Origin of the sequence: Rhizobium sp. RU36D (genome assembly GCF_900176345.1) — a bacterium.
Taxonomy (GTDB): Bacteria; Pseudomonadota; Alphaproteobacteria; order Rhizobiales; family Rhizobiaceae; genus Allorhizobium.
The window spans coordinates 1-19002 of record NZ_FWXU01000031.1; the positions used below are offsets into that span (position 1 = coordinate 1).

At 62.0% G+C, this 19002-nt stretch carries 20 protein-coding genes; 10 read left to right on the forward strand and 10 right to left on the reverse strand.

Features of this window, described 5'->3' with window-relative positions:
• Positions 1 to 150 precede the first annotated feature (150 nt).
• Positions 151 to 1734 carry a peptide chain release factor 3 gene (locus B9A97_RS25690; protein WP_084368685.1) on the reverse strand — a complete coding sequence of 528 codons (1584 nt, stop codon included), beginning with the start codon at positions 1732 to 1734 and terminating at the stop codon, positions 151 to 153.
• A 102-nt stretch (positions 1735 to 1836) separates the two neighbouring features.
• Here B9A97_RS25690 and dut point away from each other — a divergent pair, with 102 nt between their 5' ends.
• The 5 genes from dut (at position 1837) to B9A97_RS25715 (ending at position 6139) form a co-directional block, all read left to right on the forward strand.
• On the forward strand, positions 1837 to 2298 hold the full coding sequence (dut, locus tag B9A97_RS25695) for a dUTP diphosphatase (protein ID WP_244564362.1): 462 nt from the start codon (positions 1837 to 1839) through the stop codon (positions 2296 to 2298).
• Positions 2299 to 2300: 2 nt separating this feature from the next.
• A complete protein-coding gene (locus B9A97_RS25700; protein WP_084368687.1) occupies positions 2301 to 3188 on the forward strand; it encodes a GNAT family N-acetyltransferase in 888 nt (295 codons plus the stop codon).
• 111 nt (positions 3189 to 3299) lie between these two features.
• On the forward strand, positions 3300 to 3914 hold the full coding sequence (locus tag B9A97_RS25705) for a LysE family translocator (protein ID WP_084368688.1): 615 nt from the start codon (positions 3300 to 3302) through the stop codon (positions 3912 to 3914).
• Positions 3915 to 4020: 106 nt separating this feature from the next.
• Positions 4021 to 4989, forward strand: coding sequence for a cysteine synthase A (gene cysK / locus B9A97_RS25710; protein WP_084368689.1), 969 nt, complete (start codon positions 4021 to 4023; stop codon positions 4987 to 4989).
• Between the two features lie 109 nt (positions 4990 to 5098).
• Entirely contained in the window at positions 5099 to 6139 is a 1041-nt protein-coding gene (locus B9A97_RS25715) for an HWE histidine kinase domain-containing protein (RefSeq protein WP_084368690.1), read from the forward strand.
• 43 nt (positions 6140 to 6182) lie between these two features.
• On the opposite strand, the gene B9A97_RS25720 is transcribed toward B9A97_RS25715, so the two are convergent.
• The 9 genes from B9A97_RS25720 to rsmI form a co-directional block, all read right to left on the reverse strand.
• The gene (locus B9A97_RS25720) at positions 6183 to 7715 is read right to left on the reverse strand and encodes a YifB family Mg chelatase-like AAA ATPase (protein ID WP_084368691.1); all 1533 of its coding nucleotides are present in this window, start codon (positions 7713 to 7715) and stop codon (positions 6183 to 6185) included.
• Between the two features lie 173 nt (positions 7716 to 7888).
• A complete protein-coding gene (gene gshB / locus B9A97_RS25725) occupies positions 7889 to 8836 on the reverse strand; it encodes a glutathione synthase (protein ID WP_084368692.1) in 948 nt (315 codons plus the stop codon).
• Between the two features lie 96 nt (positions 8837 to 8932).
• Complete coding sequence (locus B9A97_RS25730) at positions 8933 to 9400, reverse strand: cupin domain-containing protein (protein WP_244564364.1); 468 nt, start codon at positions 9398 to 9400, stop codon at positions 8933 to 8935.
• A 164-nt stretch (positions 9401 to 9564) separates the two neighbouring features.
• The gene (locus tag B9A97_RS25735) at positions 9565 to 10689 is read right to left on the reverse strand and encodes a sn-glycerol-3-phosphate import ATP-binding protein UgpC (RefSeq protein ID WP_084368694.1); all 1125 of its coding nucleotides are present in this window, start codon (positions 10687 to 10689) and stop codon (positions 9565 to 9567) included.
• A 1-nt stretch (position 10690) separates the two neighbouring features.
• A complete protein-coding gene (ugpE, locus tag B9A97_RS25740) occupies positions 10691 to 11539 on the reverse strand; it encodes a sn-glycerol-3-phosphate ABC transporter permease UgpE (RefSeq protein WP_084368695.1) in 849 nt (282 codons plus the stop codon).
• 9 nt (positions 11540 to 11548) lie between these two features.
• Positions 11549 to 12433, reverse strand: a complete 885-nt coding sequence (gene ugpA, locus B9A97_RS25745; RefSeq protein WP_084368696.1) for a sn-glycerol-3-phosphate ABC transporter permease UgpA — start codon at positions 12431 to 12433, stop codon at positions 11549 to 11551.
• 76 nt (positions 12434 to 12509) lie between these two features.
• Entirely contained in the window at positions 12510 to 13826 is a 1317-nt protein-coding gene (ugpB, locus tag B9A97_RS25750) for a sn-glycerol-3-phosphate ABC transporter substrate-binding protein UgpB (RefSeq protein ID WP_143530716.1), read from the reverse strand.
• A gap of 145 nt (positions 13827 to 13971) precedes the next feature.
• Positions 13972 to 14343, reverse strand: a complete 372-nt coding sequence (locus B9A97_RS25755; RefSeq protein WP_084368697.1) for a YraN family protein — start codon at positions 14341 to 14343, stop codon at positions 13972 to 13974.
• Positions 14330 to 15235 (reverse strand): 16S rRNA (cytidine(1402)-2'-O)-methyltransferase, encoded by a 906-nt coding sequence (gene rsmI, locus B9A97_RS25760; RefSeq protein WP_084368744.1) that lies wholly within the window; start codon positions 15233 to 15235, stop codon positions 14330 to 14332. The genes B9A97_RS25755 and rsmI overlap by 14 nt, the downstream gene beginning before the upstream one ends.
• Positions 15236 to 15503: 268 nt before the next feature.
• Here rsmI and dnaN point away from each other — a divergent pair, with 268 nt between their 5' ends.
• The 5 genes from dnaN (at position 15504) to B9A97_RS25790 (ending at position 18951) form a co-directional block, all read left to right on the forward strand.
• A complete protein-coding gene (gene dnaN, locus B9A97_RS25770; RefSeq protein WP_084368699.1) occupies positions 15504 to 16622 on the forward strand; it encodes a DNA polymerase III subunit beta in 1119 nt (372 codons plus the stop codon).
• A 112-nt stretch (positions 16623 to 16734) separates the two neighbouring features.
• Positions 16735 to 17328, forward strand: coding sequence for a phospholipid N-methyltransferase PmtA (gene pmtA / locus B9A97_RS25775; RefSeq protein WP_084368700.1), 594 nt, complete (start codon positions 16735 to 16737; stop codon positions 17326 to 17328).
• A 19-nt stretch (positions 17329 to 17347) separates the two neighbouring features.
• Entirely contained in the window at positions 17348 to 17956 is a 609-nt protein-coding gene (locus B9A97_RS25780) for a histidine phosphatase family protein (protein WP_084368701.1), read from the forward strand.
• Positions 17935 to 18627: an orotidine-5'-phosphate decarboxylase gene (gene pyrF, locus B9A97_RS25785; RefSeq protein WP_084368702.1), complete on the forward strand. Its 693-nt coding sequence runs from the start codon at positions 17935 to 17937 to the stop codon at positions 18625 to 18627. The genes B9A97_RS25780 and pyrF overlap by 22 nt, the downstream gene beginning before the upstream one ends.
• A gap of 36 nt (positions 18628 to 18663) precedes the next feature.
• Positions 18664 to 18951: a DUF1330 domain-containing protein gene (locus B9A97_RS25790; protein WP_084368703.1), complete on the forward strand. Its 288-nt coding sequence runs from the start codon at positions 18664 to 18666 to the stop codon at positions 18949 to 18951.
• The last annotated feature ends 51 nt before the right edge of the window (positions 18952 to 19002 follow it).

Sequence of the window (19002 nt, forward strand, 5' to 3'; positions counted from 1 at the left end):
TCCCCTTTCGTGTCCGAGATCGTCGCCAAACGCTCGAACACAAGTAGAATCAACACCGTGCGCCATGTCCACCAAATTTAAACCGGACAGCAGTGGGTCAAGCCCGACCATGACGGAGGAGAGATTGCCGCACCTTGCCAGCTATTTGAATCACGCCGCCTTGGCGACGTGATATTCCTTGATGGCAACCATCTTGATCGCGGGATAGCGCTCGGCCTCATAGCGAAGGGAGAAACTGTCCTGCGCCATGAAGACGGGGTCGCCATCCAGGTCACGGCAGATATCGCCGCGCCGGGCGGTCATGAACTTATCGAGATCCGCAGGCTGATCGGCCGAAATCCAGCGGCAGACCGAGAAGCGCGAGATTTCGAACGAGACCGGCAGGCCATATTCGGCCGATAGCCGCTCCTTCAACACGTCGAGCTGGAGCGCACCGACTACGCCGACGATGGCCGGCGAGCCGTCTTCCGGCTGGAATAGCTGCACGACGCCCTCTTCGGCCATCTGCTGCAGGGCTTCCTTCAGCTTCTTTGCCTTCATCGCATCCTCAAGCCGCACGCGGCGCAGGATTTCCGGCGAAAAGTTCGGCACGCCCTGGAAAACCAGATTTTCGCCTTCGGTCAGCGTGTCGCCGATCCTGAGCGTACCGTGGTTCGGGATGCCAACCACGTCGCCGGCAAAGGCGGTATCGGCGAGCTGGCGTTGCGAGGCGAAGAAAAATTGCGGTGCGGTGAGGCCGATCTGCTTGCCGGTGCGGGCCAGTCGCGCCTTCATGCCGCGCTCCAGCTTGCCGGAGCAGATGCGGGCAAACGCAATGCGGTCGCGATGGTTCGGGTCCATGTTGGCCTGGATCTTGAAGACGAAGGCCGTCATCTTGTCTTCCGCGGCGTGCACCGTGCGAATATCCGCCACCTGGTCACGCGGCGGGGGCGCAAATTCACCCAAGGCCTCGATCAGGTCGCGCACGCCATAGTTCCGGAGCGCCGAGCCCCAGAAGACCGGCGTCATGTGACCTTCCAGGAAGGCCTGGCGATCAAACGGACGGCAGGCTTCGATGGCAAGCTCGGTTTCGCTGACAAAGGCCTCGCGCTCGTTTTCCGGCAGGCGGTCCGCCACGCTTTGCGGGCCATTGACCGGCGTCGGCTTGACCTCGGTATCGGAGCCGCGAACCGTGTTTTCGGCCAGGTGATAGGATCCGCAGAAGGTCTTGGAGCGACCGATCGGCCAGGTGATGGGCGCGGTGTCCAGCGCAAGCTTTTCCTCGACCTCATCAAGGATCTCGAAGGGATCGCGGCTTTCGCGGTCCATCTTGTTGACGAAGGTGATGATCGGGATGTCGCGCATGCGGCAGACTTCGAACAGCTTCAGCGTCCGCGGCTCGATACCCTTGGCGGCATCGATGACCATGACGGCGGCATCCACGGCGGTCAGGGTGCGATAGGTGTCGTCGGCGAAGTCTTCGTGACCCGGTGTGTCCAGGATGTTGAAGACATTGCCGTCATATTCGAAGGTCATGACCGAGGTGACGACCGAGATGCCGCGCTCGCGCTCGATCTTCATCCAGTCCGAACGGGTCTGGATGCGGTCTTTCTTGGCCTTGACCTCGCCGGCGAGCTGGATGGCACCGCCGAACAGCAGCAGCTTTTCGGTCAGCGTCGTCTTGCCGGCGTCCGGATGCGCGATAATAGCGAAGGTGCGGCGACGGGAGACCGCCTCGGCGAGTGTTTCGGCCATGATATGAATCCTGTGAATTGCGGCCGTATCTAACGACTCAAGCCCCGTATTGCAATTGATCTTGGCCTATCAGGGGCAAACTAATGACGGATGACCAAGCCCATGACCCCTGCTGCGACGCTCAATCTTCAACGCCTGCCCCATGGTGATGGCATTGAACTGCCTTCCTATGAGACCGCGGGCGCCGCCGGCATGGACCTGCGCGCGGCCCTGACGGAGGACGCGCCGCTGACGCTTGCCCCCGGCCGGCGCGCGCTGGTGCCGACTGGCTTCGTGTTCGAAATCCCCGCCGGCTTCGAGGCGCAGATCCGCCCCCGCTCCGGCCTCGCCTTCAAGCATGGCGTGACCTGCCTCAACACGCCGGGCACGATCGACAGCGATTATCGCGGCGAAGTGAAGGTGCTGCTGATCAACCATGGCGAGGAGGATTTCGTCATCACCCGCGGCATGCGGATCGCACAGATGGTCATTGCGCCGGTGACGCAGTTGCCTGTGCTGGAAGTGACGGAAACGACCGAGACCGCGCGTGGCGCCGGCGGTTTCGGCTCGACGGGCGTCAGCTGAGCATGTCCGGGCGTGAAGGACTGGTCTTCCGGCAGGATTATTTTGACGATGCGGCCGGTTGGGCGGCGCTCAAGCAGTTGCTGATCGATATCTTCAACGTCGATATAAGCCCTCTCGACCGCCTCGGCGGCCATGATCCCACCAGCTTTCCCAGCGCCTATTTCGATGCGGCCGGGCGGTGTGTCGCCAATCTCAGCGCCTTTTCGATGCCGCTGGTCATCAACGGCCACCCGGTCAAGGCTGCGGGCTGGCAGTCCGGCGCGGTGCGGCCGGAGTATCGCGGGCTTGGACTTTACCGGGAACTGATCGCGGCAACCTTGGCGTGGTGTGATAACCAAGGCTACGAGGCGATCGTGCTTTATACCGACAAGCCCGGCCTTTACGAGCGTTACGGCTTTCGGATCGTGCCGCAATACAGTTTCCCGGGTTCTCCCCCGCCATCACTGCCGGACAGGCAGCCTGTTGCCCGGGACCTCCACCTTGAAAACGATCTTGGTCTCGTCCAGACAGTGCTTTCCGGCCGAACCCCGGTGTCGCGGCGACTTGCCGTCGTAGATCAGTCCAGACTGTTCCCGCTCAATTGCCTGTTGCAGGAGAGTGTGCGGCTGTCGGCCCTGCGCCACGATAGCGTCATCGTCGCGTGGCGGCGGCCCGAGCCCGGCCTGTTCGAGCTTCTCGACGTGGTTGGCCCTGAGATCCCAACCCTGGCAGAAATATTGGCAGAAATCGGACAGCAGCCCGAAAGGGTCGAAAGCTGCATTCCATCCGACCTGCTGGACTGGGACTCGCCAGCCGTGGCCAACACCGGCTCACTTGTCTTCATGATGCGGGCACCGGATGAACTCTTGCCGGCCGACCCATCCTGCCTCTCACCCCTGGCGGATTTTTGAGGCGGCAGACAGCCAGGTGAGAGCCGCCGCCGACGCTTCTGCCCCAAACCTCGGAATCATTGCGAGGCGATTGGAGAAGCGGTATGACCTGTCGCGAGGGGAGACGCACACATGACTATCACCACGCTGCTGGCCTATGCCGGCGCCTTGTTTATTGCGGCTGCCATTCCGGGACCTGGCATGACGGCCATTGTCGCGCGCGCGCTCGGCTCCGGCTTCCGTCCCACATTCTTCATGGGGCTTGGGCTGATCCTCGGTGACGTGTGCTACCTTACTGCCGTCATCCTGGGGCTGGCGCTCCTGGCCCAGACCTTCACCACACCGTTTCTCATTCTCAAGTATCTGGGTGCACTCTATCTGCTCTACATCGCCTGGAAACTCTGGACAGCGGGCCTGCTCTCGCAGAACATCGAGGCCGACCGGTCGAGCAGCCATGTCGGCATGGCCTTCCTGTCGGGTCTTCTGGTGACGCTGGGCAATCCCAAGACCATGCTGTTCTATGTCGCGCTGGTGCCGACCCTGATACCGCTCAATGAGATCGGTCCCAGAGATTTCGCGATCCTGGTCGGGCTTACCTTCGTGGTGCTGATGGCGGTTCTGCTGCCCTATATTCTGCTGGCCGCCAAGGCGCGGCTGTTGCTCAAGCGGCCCGCCTCGTTGAAGCTTCTCAACCGCTCGGCTGCGAGCGTGCTGGCGGGCACCGCCGCCTATATCGCCGCCCGGTAACATCTCGAATTTTCCTGCGTCCTGCCGGACTGCAGGTGTCTGCTTCTGGCGAGGACGGGGTCTCGGCCCTATCTTGTCATCAACGAAACCAATAGGAGGAACACCCATGTCCGACGTCAAGAAGCCCGGCCGCGGCCGCGTCTATGGATCGATTACCGAGACAATCGGCGACACCCCGCTGGTGCGCCTGGACAAGCTGGCGAAGGAAAAGGGCGTGAAGGCCACGCTTCTGGCCAAGCTCGAATTCTTTAATCCGATCGCCTCCGTCAAGGACCGCATCGGCGTCGCCATGATCGAAAGCCTTGAGGCCCAGGGCAAGATCATCCCCGGCAAGAGCGTGCTGATCGAGCCGACCTCCGGCAATACCGGTATCGCGCTCGCCTTTGCCGCCGCCGCCAAGGGCTATCGGCTGATCCTGACCATGCCCGAGACCATGTCCATCGAGCGTCGCAAGATGCTGGCGCTGCTGGGCGCCGAACTGGTGCTGACCGAAGGCCCGAAAGGCATGAAGGGCGCGATTGCCAAGGCGCAGGAGCTGGCGGAGGCCACGCCTGACGCCGTTATCCCGCAGCAGTTCGAGAACCCGGCCAATCCGGAAATCCACCGCAAGACAACGGCGCTCGAGATCTGGAACGACACGGACGGCGCAGTCGATCTGTTCGTGTCGGGCATCGGCACCGGCGGCACGATCACCGGCACCGGCCAGGTGCTGAAGCAGATGAAGGACTCGGTGAAGGTGATCGCCGTAGAGCCGGCCGACAGCCCGGTTCTTTCGGGTGGCAACCCCGGCCCGCACAAGATCCAGGGCATCGGCGCAGGCTTTGCGCCCGCGATCCTCGACACCGAAATTTACGATGAAGTCGTGACGGTCACCAATGACGAAGCCTTCGAAATGGCCCGGCTGGTCGCTCGGCTTGAAGGCGTGCCGGTCGGCATTTCCTCCGGCGCGGCACTGACGGCGGCGGTGAAGGTGGGCAGCCGCGAGGAGAATGCCGGAAAGACGCTCGTCGTGATCATTCCGTCCTTTGCCGAGCGCTATCTCTCGACCGCGCTGTTTGCCGGATTGGGCGACTGAGGCGGTCTGGACAGGTCGGAGGCACCTATCTTATAAACACTATACAGACAGCTTCTGTGGCATGGCAAAGCCGCGTCGCCTTCAGACGGCATTGGTAAAGACGAGTTGCATGCACGGACTGTTGATCAATCTCCCGGCGTTCCGGGCCATGCGCTCGCCGCCTTCCGGGGCGGCGGTCGCCTTGAGCTACCTTTACAGCCTGGCGATTTTCGCCATTGCGCTGGTATCGCGGCTTTGGCTCGACCCCTATATGCTGGCCGGCTTCCCTTACGTTACGTTCTTTCCGGCCGTGGTGATCACCGGCTTCGTGTTCGGCGTACGCCAGGGAATCCTGGTGGCTTTCCTGTCGTTTTTCGCATCCTGGTACTATTTCATACCGCCGTATCATTCTCTCGAACCGACATTCGGCGCCTTGCTGGCCATGTCGCTGTATCTGTTCGTGGTGATCACGGACCTGCTGTTGATCTTTCTCGTCATGAAGGCCTACCGGGCCGAATCTGAAGCCCGCGCGGAGAACCAGCGCATGGCGGATGAGCGCGAGGTGATGGCACGAGAACTCGACCACCGCCTGAAGAACATCTTTGCCGCCATGAATGCGGTCATCAATCTCTCGGTCAAACACGCCTCCAGCCCCGAGGATCTGGCCAAGGGCTTGCGCGAGCGGCTGAGCGCCATGGGCCGGTCGAATCTCCTGCTGCGCGGCCTCGGCGAGGACGAGGAAGCGACCTTGGAGGCTGTGATCGTGCAGGCGCTCGAGCCTTTTGGGCTCGTTGGCACGGCACGCCTCAGCCTCGAAGGCCCGAAGACTGCGGTCAGCGGCCAGGCGGTAATCATCCTGAGCCTCATCCTTCATGAGCTCGGCACCAATGCCGCGAAATACGGCGCTCTCTCGGTTCCCGACGGCACGGTCAGCGTTCGCTGGTCGTGGGAGGATCAGCAGAACGAAGAGCCGGCAATCCGGATTGCCTGGACGGAACGCGGCGGTCCGCCACCTGCCGCGCCTCAGGGCATGAACCAGGGCTTTGGCTCCACCCTGCTGACCCGGCTTCTGGCGACAGCACAGGGCAGGTCCGTCAGCGAATTCCCCAGTGAGGGTGCCGAGGTCACGCTGTACTTGCCTTTGTCATCCCTCAATCCCGGCATAAAATAGGGCTAAAGCTGACCGTACTCGCAGCGCTTCGAACTGCCGGCCTTCAGGCGACCGCCATCAGTCGGTCCGAGGGGATGCGATAGGAGATCGCCTCGGCGAGGTGGATCCGTCCGAGCTTCTCCGATCCATCGAGATCCGCCAGCGTTCGCGCCACCTTCAGGACCCGATGATAGCCACGGGCGGAGAAGCGGAATTTTTCGGCCGCGTCGCGGAGCAGTTGCAAGGCCCCCGCATCGGGCTCGGCCAGCGCCTCGATCATCGAGGTCGGCGCGCGGGCATTCAGCGCGATGCCGGGAATATCGAGTGCCTGGAACCGTTCGCGCTGCCGCTCGCGGGCTCGCTCGACGCGGCGCGCGACATCCGCGCTACGCTCTGCCGGCATCGGCCTGATGAGATCGACGGCCGTTACCGCCGGTACGTCGATGCGGATATCGATGCGATCCATCATCGGTCCCGATATGCGCGCCTGGTAGTCCGCGGCGCAGCGGATGCCGCGGGCGCAGGTCTGGCCCGGTTCGCCGGCCATGCCGCAGCGGCAGGGGTTCATCGCCGCGATCAACTGGAAACTCGCGGGATAACTGACCCGGTGATTGGCCCGCGCGATGATGCATTCCCCCGTCTCCAACGGTTGGCGCAGCGCATCGAGCACCTGCGGCTGGAATTCCGGAAGCTCATCCAGAAACAACACGCCGTGATGGGCGAGCGATGCCTCGCCTGGCCTTGCCCGCAATCCGCCGCCGACCAGCGCCGCCATGGTGGCGGAGTGATGCGGGGTGCGGAACGGCCTGCGGTCCGAAAGCTTGCCGCCGGATAGTTGCCCCGCGACCGAATGGATCATCGAGACGTCGAGCAGTTCCGTCGGCGAAAGCGTTGGAAGGATGGATGGCAGCCTGGCCGCCAGCATTGATTTGCCCGAGCCAGGAGGGCCAACCATCAGCAGGTTGTGTCCTCCAGCCGCGGCGACTTCAAGCGCGCGCTTGGCGCTTTCCTGGCCCTTGATATCGGCGAGGTCTGGCAGATTGGCCGGCGACGCCCGCACGGCCGGCACCGGCCGCGACAGGACCTGCGTGCCGCGGAAATGGTTGGCCAGCGCAATCAGGCTGCGCGGCGCCAGTATATCCATGCCCTCGCCGGCCCAGGCCGCTTCCGGCCCGCTTTCGGCGGGGCATATCAGGCCTTTGCCTAGGGCATTGGCGCCGATCGCCGCCGGCAGGGCACCGGCAACGGCGGCAATGCTGCCGTCGAGATTAAGCTCACCGATTACCACGAAGTCCGCCAGCGCATCCGCCGGAATGGCGCCTAAGGCCGCCATCAGGCCGAGCGCGATCGGAAGGTCAAAATGCGAGCCTTCCTTGGGCAGGTCTGCCGGTGCCAGATTGATGGTCACCCGCTTGGGTGGAAGCACCAGTCCCGAGGCGTGCAGGGCCGCCTGCACCCGCTCCCGGCTTTCGGCCACGGCCTTGTCGGGCAGACCGACGATCTGCATCCCGATCTTGCCGGGCGCCACCATGACCTGAACATCGACGGGCACGCCCTCGATGCCCTGGAATGCAACCGTACTGACACGCGCTACCATTGCCTGCCCCCATCCGTCCCATCAGGGCCACGAAATACATCTCTCGCGGGTTACCGGTTGAAGATTGGCACGGAATACGGCAGAAAACAAGAACAATAACGGAACAAATTTCCGTCTATGGTTGCATCAGGTTGAGCACACGGAACAAACCGGGTTCATGGCCTTCCGACGGCTCAGGCGCGTTTCTTTTCAATGGCATCCCACAGCAAGGCTGCGATATCGGCGCCGCCGAATTTCTTGACCTCGCGAATGCCGGTGGGGGAAGTCACGTTGATCTCGGTCATGTAGTTGCCGATGACATCGATGCCGACCAGCAGGAAACCGCGCTCGCGCAGCGCCGGTCCGATCCGGGCACAGATTTCCTTTTCGCGCGCTGTCAGTTCCGTCGGCATCGGCGTGCCGCCGGCATGCATGTTGGAACGTGCATCGTGCTCCGCCGGCACGCGGTTGATGGCACCGACAGGCTCGCCATCGACCAGGATGATGCGCTTGTCGCCCTTGCGCACATCAGGCAGGTATTCCTGGGCGATGAAAGGCTCGCGGAACATCTGGCTGAACATTTCCAGCAGCGACGACATGTTGCGGTCGTCGCGCGTAGAGTGGAACACCCCTGCCCCGCCATTGCCGTAAAGCGGCTTCAGGATGATATCGCCCATCTCGGCCCGGAAGCTGGCAATCTCCTGGGGATCGCGGGTGATCAGCGTCTTCGGCATGAGGTCGGCAAACTCGGTGACGAAGATCTTTTCCGGCGAGTTGCGGACCCAGGCGGGATCGTTGACCACAAGCGTCTTGGGGTGGATGCGCTCCAGCAGATGGGTCGAGGTGATATAGGCCATGTCGAATGGAGGGTCCTGGCGCAGCAGCACTACATCCATGGTCGAGAGGTCGATGCGCTCGGGCGCGCCGAGCGTGAAATGATCGCCCTTCACATCGCGCAGCGTCATCGGCTCGACGGTTGCGATCACCTTGCCGTCCCGCAGCGACAGCTGGTTCGGGGTGTAATGGAACAGGTTGTAGCCGCGGGCCTGGGCTTCGAGGCTCATGGCAAAGGTCGAATCTCCCGCGATGTTGATCGTGGAGACGTGATCCATCTGGATCGCAACATTCTTGATTTTCGCCATTGCCTGCCCCTCGGTTAAAAGCAGCAGAGATTTAGGCCGACGGCCTGGCGATGGCAACGGCGGCCTGGCTCAATTTTTCTGCGTGTGGCTTCAGCGTCAGCCGCTTAGCGCCGCAAAGCTCTTCTGCCGCATGGCATTGCGGATCTTGAACAGCGTGGCGAGCGGTTCCGGGAAGGGTTTGCGCAGGAAGGCGATCTTGCGCACATAGCTATCGATCTTCCAGGTCGACCAGGTGCCGTGGCGGAAATAGGCGATGTCACCGGCTCTCAGCACCCGGACGGAGCCGTCCTCCGCCGTCACCTGGACCTCGCCTTCCTGGATGATCACCGTCTCGTCCCAGTGGAAGAACCAGCGGAACTCGCCCGCGGTGCAGTCCCACAAGGCGGTCACGCCGGCCTCGTCGCTACTTTGGGAGTGATCGGCGGCACGGGCGACAGGATTTCCCGCAAGCACCCATTCGGGATTGATCGGAGCCGATTTCAGCGCCAGGCGGTCCACGTGGCTCGCGACGACGGGATCCGGCGCCTGTGCCTCGACAGCCTGATCACGGCGACGCATCGCCATCAGACCAACCACGCCCAGGAAAATCATTTTTACAGGCATGACATCACCCTCGGTATCCAACGATCTGAAGGAGATATCGGATGCGGGTAAACGTCAGGTTCACGCCCTTGGGTAGCGGCATGAACCAAATCGATACAACGTGAACGAAATGCTAGCGACCGCCGTCAGTTGAGCGTCTCGGCTAGGGCCAGGCTGACCGTTGCTGCCTCGACATCACGGTTAAAGGGTGTTTCGATGCGCTTGCCCTTGGCCGCATCGAAGAAGTGCAGCCGATCCGGCGCGATGCCGAGATGCATGTGGCCGGTAATTTCCGCGGCCAGCGGCAGCACCGCGGTCAGCGGCTGGTCGCCCAGCGTGCCATGCACCAGCCTGTTGGCGCCGAGTTCTTCGACATAGTCGACCTGGAACGGCAGGTCGGCGACGCTCCTGGTCAGATCGCGGCGGTCGCTCAGATCTTCCGCACGCAGGCCGACCGTAACAGGACCGTTGACGGCGATGGAGGTTCCAAGCTCGATGGTCGCAGGTCCAAGGGTCAGGCGGGAGCCCTCGACATCGCCCTTGAGCAGGTTCATCGCCGGGGCGCCGATGAAGCTCGCGACGAAGGTGGATGCAGGGCGGTGATAGACCTCCAGCGGCGTGCCGATCTGCTCGATTTCGCCGGCATTCAGCACCACCAGGCGATCCGCCAGCGTCATGGCTTCCAGCTGGTCGTGGGTGACGTAAATCGCCGTCGTCCCGAGCCGCCGCTGCAGCTTGCGGATTTCGCCGCGCATGGTCACGCGCAGCTTGGCATCGAGGTTCGAGAGAGGTTCGTCGAACAGGAAGGCCGCGGGCTTGCGCACGATGGCGCGGCCCATGGCAACGCGCTGGCGCTGGCCGCCGGAGAGGGCCTTCGGCTTGCGCTGCAGATAGGGTTCGATCTCCAGCATGCGGGCGGCTTCCGCGACGCGCGCCTCGATCTCGGCCTTCGGCGTCTTGCGGTTGCGCAGGCCATAGGCCAGGTTGTCATAGACGCTCATATGCGGATAGAGCGCGTAGTTCTGGAACACCATGGCGATGTCGCGGTCGGCCGGTTCCATCTGGTTGACGACGCGGCCATCAATGGAAACCGTGCCTTCGGAGATGGTTTCCAGACCGGCCACCATCCTGAGCAGGGTGGACTTTCCGCAACCCGATGGCCCGACGAGCACGATGAATTCCCCATCACGGATCGAAATCGACACGCCGCTCACGGCTTTCACGCCGCCCGTATAGACCTTGCCGACACCGCCAAGTTCGATGGCCGCCATGTTACTTCTCCGTTTCCACGAGACCTTTGACGAACAACCGCTGCATCACCACCACCACCAGCACGGGGGGCAGCATGGCGAGCACGGCCGCCGTCATCACAATATTCCATTGGGGCACGGCATCGGCCACGTCGGCCATGCGCTTGATGCCCATTACGATCGTGTAGTAGCCACTGTCGGTCGTCACCAGCATCGGCCAGAGATACTGGTTCCAGCCATAGATGAAGAGAATGACGAACAGCGCCGCGATATTGGTGCGCGACAGCGGCAGCAGAATATCGCGGAAAAACTTCATCGGCCCGGCGCCATCGACCCGTGCGGCCTCCATCAGTTCCTCAGGCACGGTGAGGAAAAACTGCCGGAACAGGAAGGTAGCGGTCGCCGAGGCAATGAGCGGGATCGACAGACCGGCATAGGAGTTCAGCAGCCCGAGATCGGCCACGACCTTGAAGGTCGGCACGATGCGCACCTCGACCGGCAGCATCAACGTGATGAAGATGATCCAGAAGGCGAGCTGCCGCAGCGGGAACCGGAAATAGACGATAGCAAAGGCCGAGGTGATCGAGATGACGATCTTGCCGATGGCGATGATGAGCGCCATGGCGAGGCTATTCAGCATCATCGGCCCGAGCGGCGGCGCGCCTGACGTGGTCATGCCCGTCGTCAGCATGCTCCAGTAGTTGCTGAGGGCATGGGGACCGGGCAGCATGGGCAGCACGCCGGTCATGAAGTCGTTCGGCCCGCGCGTCGAGGCGATGACGGCCAGGTAGACCGGAAAGGCGACGATGACGACGCCGATGATCAGCACCAGATGCGCGAGCAGCGTCAGGATGGGTCTGTGTTCAACCATGATGGACCCTCAATATTCCACGCGCCGCTCGATGAAGCGGAACTGCACGAAGGTGAGTATGATGACGATGCCCATCAGCACGACGGACTGGGCAGCGGAAGAGCCGAGATTGAGGCCGATGAAGCCGTCCTGGTAGACCTTGTAGACGAGGATGTTGGTCGCCTGCGATGGCCCGCCTTCGGTGGTGGAATGGATGACCGCGAAGGTGTCGAACATGGTGTAGACCACGTTGACCACCAGCAGGAAAAAGGTGGTGGGCGACAAAAGCGGGAATACGATCGTGAAGAAGCGCTTGGCCGGTCCGGCGCCATCGATGGCGGCCGCCTCACGCAGCGATTGCGGAATGGCCTGGAGGCCAGCCAGGAAGAACAGGAAATTGTAGGAAATCTGCTTCCAGGTGGCGGCCAGCACCACGAGGATCATGGCATCGGTGCCATCGAGACTGTGGTTCCAGTTATAGCCCATGCCACGCAGCAGATAGGGCATGATGCCGATGGTCGGATTGAACATGAACCACCAGAGGGTACCCGCCACGGCCGGCGCCACGGCATAGGGCCATACCAGCAGCGTCGTATAGAGACGCGCGCTGCGGATCATGCGATCGGCGGCGATGGCCAGGAGCAGGGACAGGCAGATCGACAGGAAAGCGACGCTGACGGAAAACACCACCGTCACCTGAAGGGAGGCCAGGTAGCGCGGGTCCTCGAACAGTTCGACATAGTTCGCAAGACCGACAAAGGCCGTCGAAAGGCCAAAGGCGTCCTCGCGCAGGAAGGATTGCCAGAACGCCTGACCCGCCGGCCAGATGAAGAAGGTCAGCGTGATCGCCAACTGCGGCGCAAGCAGCAGATAGGGCAGAAGACGGCTGTTGAAGATGGCGCGCTTGGTTTGCATCGGAAAATCCAGGGGGCGGATGTGAGGAGGCCCGCGTCTGACGACGCGGACCTCCTTATTTCCTGGAGCGCAGGGCTCAGTTGGCGGCTGCGAAGTCGGCGATCAGCTTGTTGCCACGCTCGACCAGGGTGTCGAGGGCCTGCTGGGCGGTCTTCTTGCCCGACAGCAGTTCCTGGAACTCCTCGTCGATGACGGCGCGGATCTGGACGTAGTTGCCGAAGCGCAGACCCTTGGAATTTTCGGTCGGTGCGTTCAGCGTGATCTGCTTGATCGAGACGTCGGAGCCGGGGTTCTTCTCGTAGTAGCCTTCGGACTTGGACAGTTCATAGGCAGCCGTGGTGATCGGCAGGTAGCCGGAGAACTGGTGCCAGTCAGCCTGAACCTTGGCAGATGCGAGGTGGGTGAAGAAATCCGCTACACCCTTGTATTCTTCCTCGTTGCGGCCCTTCAGGACCCACAGCGTTGCGCCACCGATGATGGAGTTCTGCGGAGCGCCCTTCACGTCTTCGTAGTAGGGCAGCATGCCGTAGCCGACCTGGAAGTCCTTGGCATTGGCGATAACGCCAGCGCGGGAAGCAGACGAGTTCATGTAGATGGCGCATTCCTGGCTGTAGAACTTCGGAGGCGCATCATTGCCGCCGGCCGGGCCGCCATACTGGAACACGCCAGCATCCTGCCACTTCTTCAGGTTTTCCCAATGCTTGACCTGAACCGGGCCATTGACGGTCAGCTTGCTGTCGGTGCCGCCGAAGCCGTTTTCAAGCGTGCCGATCGGCTGGTTGTGCCAGGCCGAGAGGTTTTCCAGCTGTACCCAGGAGATCCAGCCGGTCGTGAAGCCGCACTTGGCAGCGCCTGACTCCATGATCTTCTTGGAGAAGGCTTCCACATCAGCCCAGGTCTTCGGCGCGACTTCCGGATCCAGGCCGGCCTTCTTGAAGACGTCCTTGTTGTAGTAGAGGATCGGGGTCGAAGAGTTGAACGGCATGGACAGCATGTTGCCGTCGGTGTCGGTGTAATAGCCGACGACGGCCGGCAGGTATTCCTTCGGATCGAACTTGGCGCCAGCATCCTTCATCAGTTCGTAGACCGGGTAGACGGCGCCCTTGGCGGCCATCATCGTGCCGGTGCCGACTTCGAAGACTTGGACGATGGCGGGCTGCTCGCCGGCGCGGAAGGCAGCGATGGCAGCCGTCATGGTCTCGGCATAGGAGCCCTTGTAGGTCGGAACGATCTTGTACTTGTCCTGCGAGGCATTGTAGCCGGCAACGATCTCTTCAAGCTTGGCGCCGAGTTCGCCGCCCATGGCATGCCACCAGGCGATTTCGGTTGCGGCCAGCGTGGACGATGCCGACAGACCAAGGGCCATAGCGGCCATGGAAAGTTTCTTGAACATGGTAAAATCCTCTCCGCCAGAATTGGGGTGAGGATTGCATTAGTGGCTGCATGTGACGCCAAATTAATAGTTTGATGTCACTTTTGTTACAAAGCACAGCTGTGCAACGCAAAACTATTCCTCTTCGTGCCTGCCGTTGTGAGGATCAGAACGCGTCGGGAAAATGCCTGGGCCAGGCGAAGGGTGCCACGGCCAGGATATCGTAGCGTTGGGTCAGGAGATGGGCGTCCTTCTGCTTGGCCAGCCATAAGTCGCTCGCCGCACGGATCCGGCGCTGGGAGGCGGCGGTGACCGCATCGACCGAGCTTGCGGCATCGCGCCGCGCCTTCACTTCGACGAAAGCGACCACGCTGCCCTTGCGGGCGATGATATCGATTTCGCCAAGCCTAGTCCGGTGGCGAAGAGCCAGGATGCGATAGCCTTTCAGCATAAGGTAGAGGGCGGCGACATATTCCGCCCTGTGGCCCTGACGCTCAGCCTTGCGTCTGCTGGGGTCTGCGCCTTCAGGTCGCGCCACGCGTGCCGTCCTTCATCGCCAGCAGCCGCTGATACAGGTCCTTCTTCGCAAGCCCGGTGCGGCGCGAGGCCTCAGCCGCCGCCTTTGCCGCCGGAAGATCACGAACCAGCTCCGCCAGCAGGGCATCGACGGCCCCATCCTCCATCGGCTCTTCGGCCAGTGGCGGGCCGATGACGATGACGATCTCGCCCTTCACCACCCGCTCGTCATCATAATATTGTGACAGGTCCTCGAGGGTTCCGCGCCGGAACTCCTCGAAGGTCTTGGTCAGTTCCCGGCAGACGGCGGCGGGACGCTGAGCGCCCAGCACCTCGGCAGCCGCCGCGAGCGTTGCGCCGACGCGATGGGGTGATTCAAAAAAGATAAGCGTTGCCGGCACCGCCTTCAGCGCATCGAGGCGATCGCGCCGCGCCTTGTCCTTGGTTGGCAGGAAGCCTGCGAAGAAGAAGGCGTCGTTTGGCAGGCCCGATCCCACCAGCGCGGCAAGCGGTGCAGATGCACCGGGGATCGGCACCACCCGGTGCCCGTTGTTGAGCGCCAATTGGCCGAGGCGATAGCCGGGGTCGGAGACCAGCGGCGTACCCGCATCGGAAACCAGCGCCACCGATTTGCCATTGGCCAGCGCCTCGATCAGCTTCGGCCCCACCTCGTCGGCATTATATTCGTGATAGGCATAGGGCCTTGTCTGTATGCCGTAGCGATCCAGAAGCACACGGGTCACGCGGGTATCCTCGCATGCGAGCACATCCGCGCCCGCCAGCGTCTCCAGGGCGCGCAGGGTGATGTCGCCGAGATTGCCGATCGGGGTCGCCACCAGGTAAAGCGCGGCTTCCAGGGGGCGGGCCGTCACAACCGTGTCGTTCAGGCGATAGGTCCGCGGCGCGGCAGTCATCAGCATGTCCCGTCTGTTCAGCAAGAAGCCCATGGGGGCTCACTCGAGCACTTTATGGGCCAGCGGCATCGGCACGGCAAGGCCGGCCCCGGCACCCAGGACGGAAAAGCCGGGGATGTTTGTCCTTATGTTGGCACCGAGGGCCTTGCATTTGGGTCCTGTTTGCTGCCATTTTGCCCGTCCACATTGTCCGGCCTGATCATGGCCGGTTGAGAATATCGTGACGGTCCACATATAAGGGCCGTCCAGGTCGAAAGCGGTAGCCTCCATGCGTCTTACTCTTGAGCGGTCCAATCTTCTGAAGTCGCTGAACCATGTGCATCGCGTGGTCGAGCGCCGGAATACGATCCCGATCCTCTCGAACGTGCTGCTGCGTGCCGATGGGGTGAGCCTTGACATGAAGGCGACCGACCTCGATCTCGAAATTACCGAGGCCACGCCCGCGAACGTGGAACAGGCCGGCGCCACCACGGTGCCCGCCCACCTTCTCTATGAAATCGTCCGCAAGCTGCCCGATGGCGCCGAAGTATTGTTGTCGACGACGCCCGATGGCGGTTCGATGACGGTCGCCTCCGGTCGCTCCAAGTTTTCGCTGCAATGCCTGTCGGAAGCCGATTTCCCAGACCTGAACGCGGGCACCTTCAGCCATTCCTTCCGGCTGAAGGCCAGCGACTTCAAGATGTTGATCGACCGCACGCAATTTGCGATCTCGACGGAAGAAACCCGCTACTACCTGAACGGCATCTTCCTCCACACGATCGAGAGCAAGAATGCGCTGAAGCTGCGCGCTGTCGCCACCGACGGCCACCGGCTGGCCCGTGCCGACGTGGAGGCGCCATCCGGTTCGGAAGGCATGCCGGGCATCATCATCCCGCGCAAAACCGTCGGCGAACTCCAGAAGCTGATGGAAAATCCCGACACGGTCGTGACCTTCGAACTGTCGGATGCCAAGATCCGCCTGACCATCGGCTCGGTCGTCATCACATCAAAGCTGATCGACGGGACGTTCCCCGATTACCAACGCGTCATCCCTGCCAATAATGACAAGGAAATGCGCGTGGATTGCTCGACCTTCGCCCAGGCGGTCGACCGCGTCTCGACGATCTCGTCCGAACGCGGCCGTGCGGTCAAGCTCGCCCTGTCTGACGGGCATCTGACGCTGACCGTCAACAACCCGGATTCTGGCAGCGCGACGGAAGAAGTTGCCGTCGGCTATGACCATGATCCGATGGAAATCGGCTTCAACGCCAAGTATCTCCTTGATATCACGGGCCAGCTTTCCGGCGACGATGCGATCTTCCTGCTGGCCGATGCGGGCTCGCCGACCCTGATCCGCGACACGGCGGGCGATGACGCGCTCTATGTCCTGATGCCGATGCGCGTCTGATAATGGTGCGCAAGCAACGAATTTTTAATCGGCCGCCTTGTTTTTGCGGCAAATGAAAACAACATGGGTGTTAGATTTCATCACTGTTTTTCAATGATCGGCAGCACGCGACATGGCAGTTCGCTTGAAGAGGCATATTAGCCAGAAGTTCGATAACGAAATTCGCTTTATAAAAGGCATGCTCAACGGCCCGAAAACCGTTGGCGCGATTGCTCCGACGTCAATCTATACCGCCCGGCGCATGGCGAGCGTCATCGACCTCACCTCGGATCTTCCGGTGCTCGAATTGGGGCCTGGCACCGGCGTCATCACCAAGGCGATCCTGGAGCGCGGCGTTGCCCCGGAAAAGCTGGTGGCCATCGAATATTCCGCCGATTTTCATAGCCGCCTTGTCGAGGACTTTCCGGGCGTCAAGTTCATCCATGGCGATGCCTTCGACCTGACGCGGACGCTGGCGCCTCTGGGCGACATCAAGTTCCAGACCGTCGTGTCCGGGATACCGCTCCTGAACTTCCCGATGGCCATGCGCATCAAACTCTTGGAAGACCTGCTGGATCGTCTACCCGTTGGCCGGCCGGTGATCCAGTTTTCCTATGGCCCGGTTTCGCCAATTGCGCCGAAGCCCGAGAGCTATCACATCCAGCATTTCGACTTCATGATCCGCAATATCCCGCCGGCCCAGCTCTGGATCTATCGTCGCGGCTGATCCGCTTTCGGGAGCCGCCATGTTCGCAATCTATATCACCCATCCGCAGGTGGCGATCGACCCTGATGTGCCGGTTCCCCAATGGGGTCTTTCCGACCTGGGGCGGGCGCGGACAATCGAAACGGCCTTGCTGCCCTGGGTGTCTAACCTGAAACGCATAGTCTCCAGCGCGGAAGTGAAGGCTGTCGAGACAGCCGACATACTGGCCAAGGCTGCGGGTATTCCCTTCGAGACAGTGGACGTCATGCATGAGAACGATCGCTCTGCGACCGGATTTCTGCCGCCACCGGAATTCGAGAAGGCCGCCGACTGGTTTTTCGCCCATCCGCATGAGAGCTTCAAAGGCTGGGAGCGGGCCATCGATGCCCAAGCCCGTATCGTCTCTGCGGTCATGTCGACGCTTGGCGATCATGACAGGGCCTCGCCTATTGCCTTCGTTGGCCATGGCGGTGTCGGCACGCTGTTGAAATGTCATTTGGAAAAGCGGCCGGCTTCACGGGCCTATGATCAGCCCGGCGGCGGCGGCAATCTTTTTGCCTTCTCCCTTGCAGACCATTCCGTCCTATGCGACTGGACACCGATGGAAACTTGGCGGGGCGTTGAGCAATGGATGCACGCGAAAGGCTGATCGTCGGACTTGACGTGCCGGACACCGGAACGGCGTCAAAACTGGTCTCGACGCTTGGCGACGATATTCTCTTCTACAAGATCGGCTACCAGCTGGCTTTTGCCGGCGGCCTGGAATTTGCCCGCGAACTGGCCCAGGACGGCAAGAAGATCTTCCTCGACATGAAGCTGCTCGATATCGACAATACCGTCGCTTCGGCTGTCGAAAATATCGCAAAGATGGGCATGTCGATGCTGACGCTGCATGCCTATCCCAAGGCGATGCGGGCCGCCGTCAAGGCGGCGCAGGGCTCCGACCTCTGCCTGCTGGGCGTCACCGTGCTCACCTCCATGGATGAGCAGGACCTCTCCGAGGCGGGATATGAATATGATCCGCACACCCTGGTCCTGAAGCGCGCCGAGCAGGCGCGGCTTGCCGGCATGGGAGGCGTGGTCTGTTCGGCGGAGGAATCGAAGGCCGTGCGGCCGATCGTCGGTCCTGATATGGCGATCGTTACCCCCGGTATTCGTCCCGCCGGCGCCGATGCCGGCGACCAGAAGCGGGTGATGACGCCGGGCGACGCCTTGAAGGCCGGTTCAAGCCATCTGGTGGTGGGCCGTCCCATCGTCAAAGCTGGCGATCCGAAGGCTGCCGCTCGCGCCATTCTCGAGGAAATGAACGGCGCCCTGTAACGGCGCTTGCAACAACAGGCTGCAGGGAGAAACAAGATGGCCAAGGGATACTGGATTGCCCGCGTGGATGTCCGCGATGCGGAGCGCTACAAGGACTACGTTGCGGCAGCAAAGCCGGCTTTCGAGAAATACGGTGCGACCTTTCTGGCGCGCGGCGGTGAGCTGACGGTGCTCGAAGGCGTTGCCCGCGGACGCAACGTGGTCATCGAATTCCCCTCGGCCCAGGCCGCCGTCGACTGCTACAACTCGCCGGAATACCAGATCGCCGCGAAGATCCGCCAGGAAGTCGCCGATGCCGAGATGATCGTCGTCGCCGGCGTCTGATCCCGATTGCCTTGGGGCTGCGGGACCGACTGACGCAGCCTGGGCAACATT

Coding starts and splice junctions, on each gene's coding strand:
- B9A97_RS25690 (WP_084368685.1), bottom strand. CDS start 1,734: ATGGCCGAAACACTCGCCGAGGCGGTCTCCCGTCGCCGCACCTTCGCT.
- dut (WP_244564362.1), top strand. CDS start 1,837: ATGACCCCTGCTGCGACGCTCAATCTTCAACGCCTGCCCCATGGTGAT.
- B9A97_RS25700 (WP_084368687.1), top strand. CDS start 2,301: ATGTCCGGGCGTGAAGGACTGGTCTTCCGGCAGGATTATTTTGACGAT.
- B9A97_RS25705 (WP_084368688.1), top strand. CDS start 3,300: ATGACTATCACCACGCTGCTGGCCTATGCCGGCGCCTTGTTTATTGCG.
- cysK (WP_084368689.1), top strand. CDS start 4,021: ATGTCCGACGTCAAGAAGCCCGGCCGCGGCCGCGTCTATGGATCGATT.
- B9A97_RS25715 (WP_084368690.1), top strand. CDS start 5,099: ATGCACGGACTGTTGATCAATCTCCCGGCGTTCCGGGCCATGCGCTCG.
- B9A97_RS25720 (WP_084368691.1), bottom strand. CDS start 7,715: ATGGTAGCGCGTGTCAGTACGGTTGCATTCCAGGGCATCGAGGGCGTG.
- gshB (WP_084368692.1), bottom strand. CDS start 8,836: ATGGCGAAAATCAAGAATGTTGCGATCCAGATGGATCACGTCTCCACG.
- B9A97_RS25730 (WP_244564364.1), bottom strand. CDS start 9,400: ATGGCGATGCGTCGCCGTGATCAGGCTGTCGAGGCACAGGCGCCGGAT.
- B9A97_RS25735 (WP_084368694.1), bottom strand. CDS start 10,689: ATGGCGGCCATCGAACTTGGCGGTGTCGGCAAGGTCTATACGGGCGGC.
- ugpE (WP_084368695.1), bottom strand. CDS start 11,539: ATGGTTGAACACAGACCCATCCTGACGCTGCTCGCGCATCTGGTGCTG.
- ugpA (WP_084368696.1), bottom strand. CDS start 12,433: ATGCAAACCAAGCGCGCCATCTTCAACAGCCGTCTTCTGCCCTATCTG.
- ugpB (WP_143530716.1), bottom strand. CDS start 13,826: ATGTTCAAGAAACTTTCCATGGCCGCTATGGCCCTTGGTCTGTCGGCA.
- rsmI (WP_084368744.1), bottom strand. CDS start 15,235: ATGACTGCCGCGCCGCGGACCTATCGCCTGAACGACACGGTTGTGACG.
- dnaN (WP_084368699.1), top strand. CDS start 15,504: ATGCGTCTTACTCTTGAGCGGTCCAATCTTCTGAAGTCGCTGAACCAT.
- pmtA (WP_084368700.1), top strand. CDS start 16,735: ATGGCAGTTCGCTTGAAGAGGCATATTAGCCAGAAGTTCGATAACGAA.
- B9A97_RS25780 (WP_084368701.1), top strand. CDS start 17,348: ATGTTCGCAATCTATATCACCCATCCGCAGGTGGCGATCGACCCTGAT.
- pyrF (WP_084368702.1), top strand. CDS start 17,935: ATGGATGCACGCGAAAGGCTGATCGTCGGACTTGACGTGCCGGACACC.
- B9A97_RS25790 (WP_084368703.1), top strand. CDS start 18,664: ATGGCCAAGGGATACTGGATTGCCCGCGTGGATGTCCGCGATGCGGAG.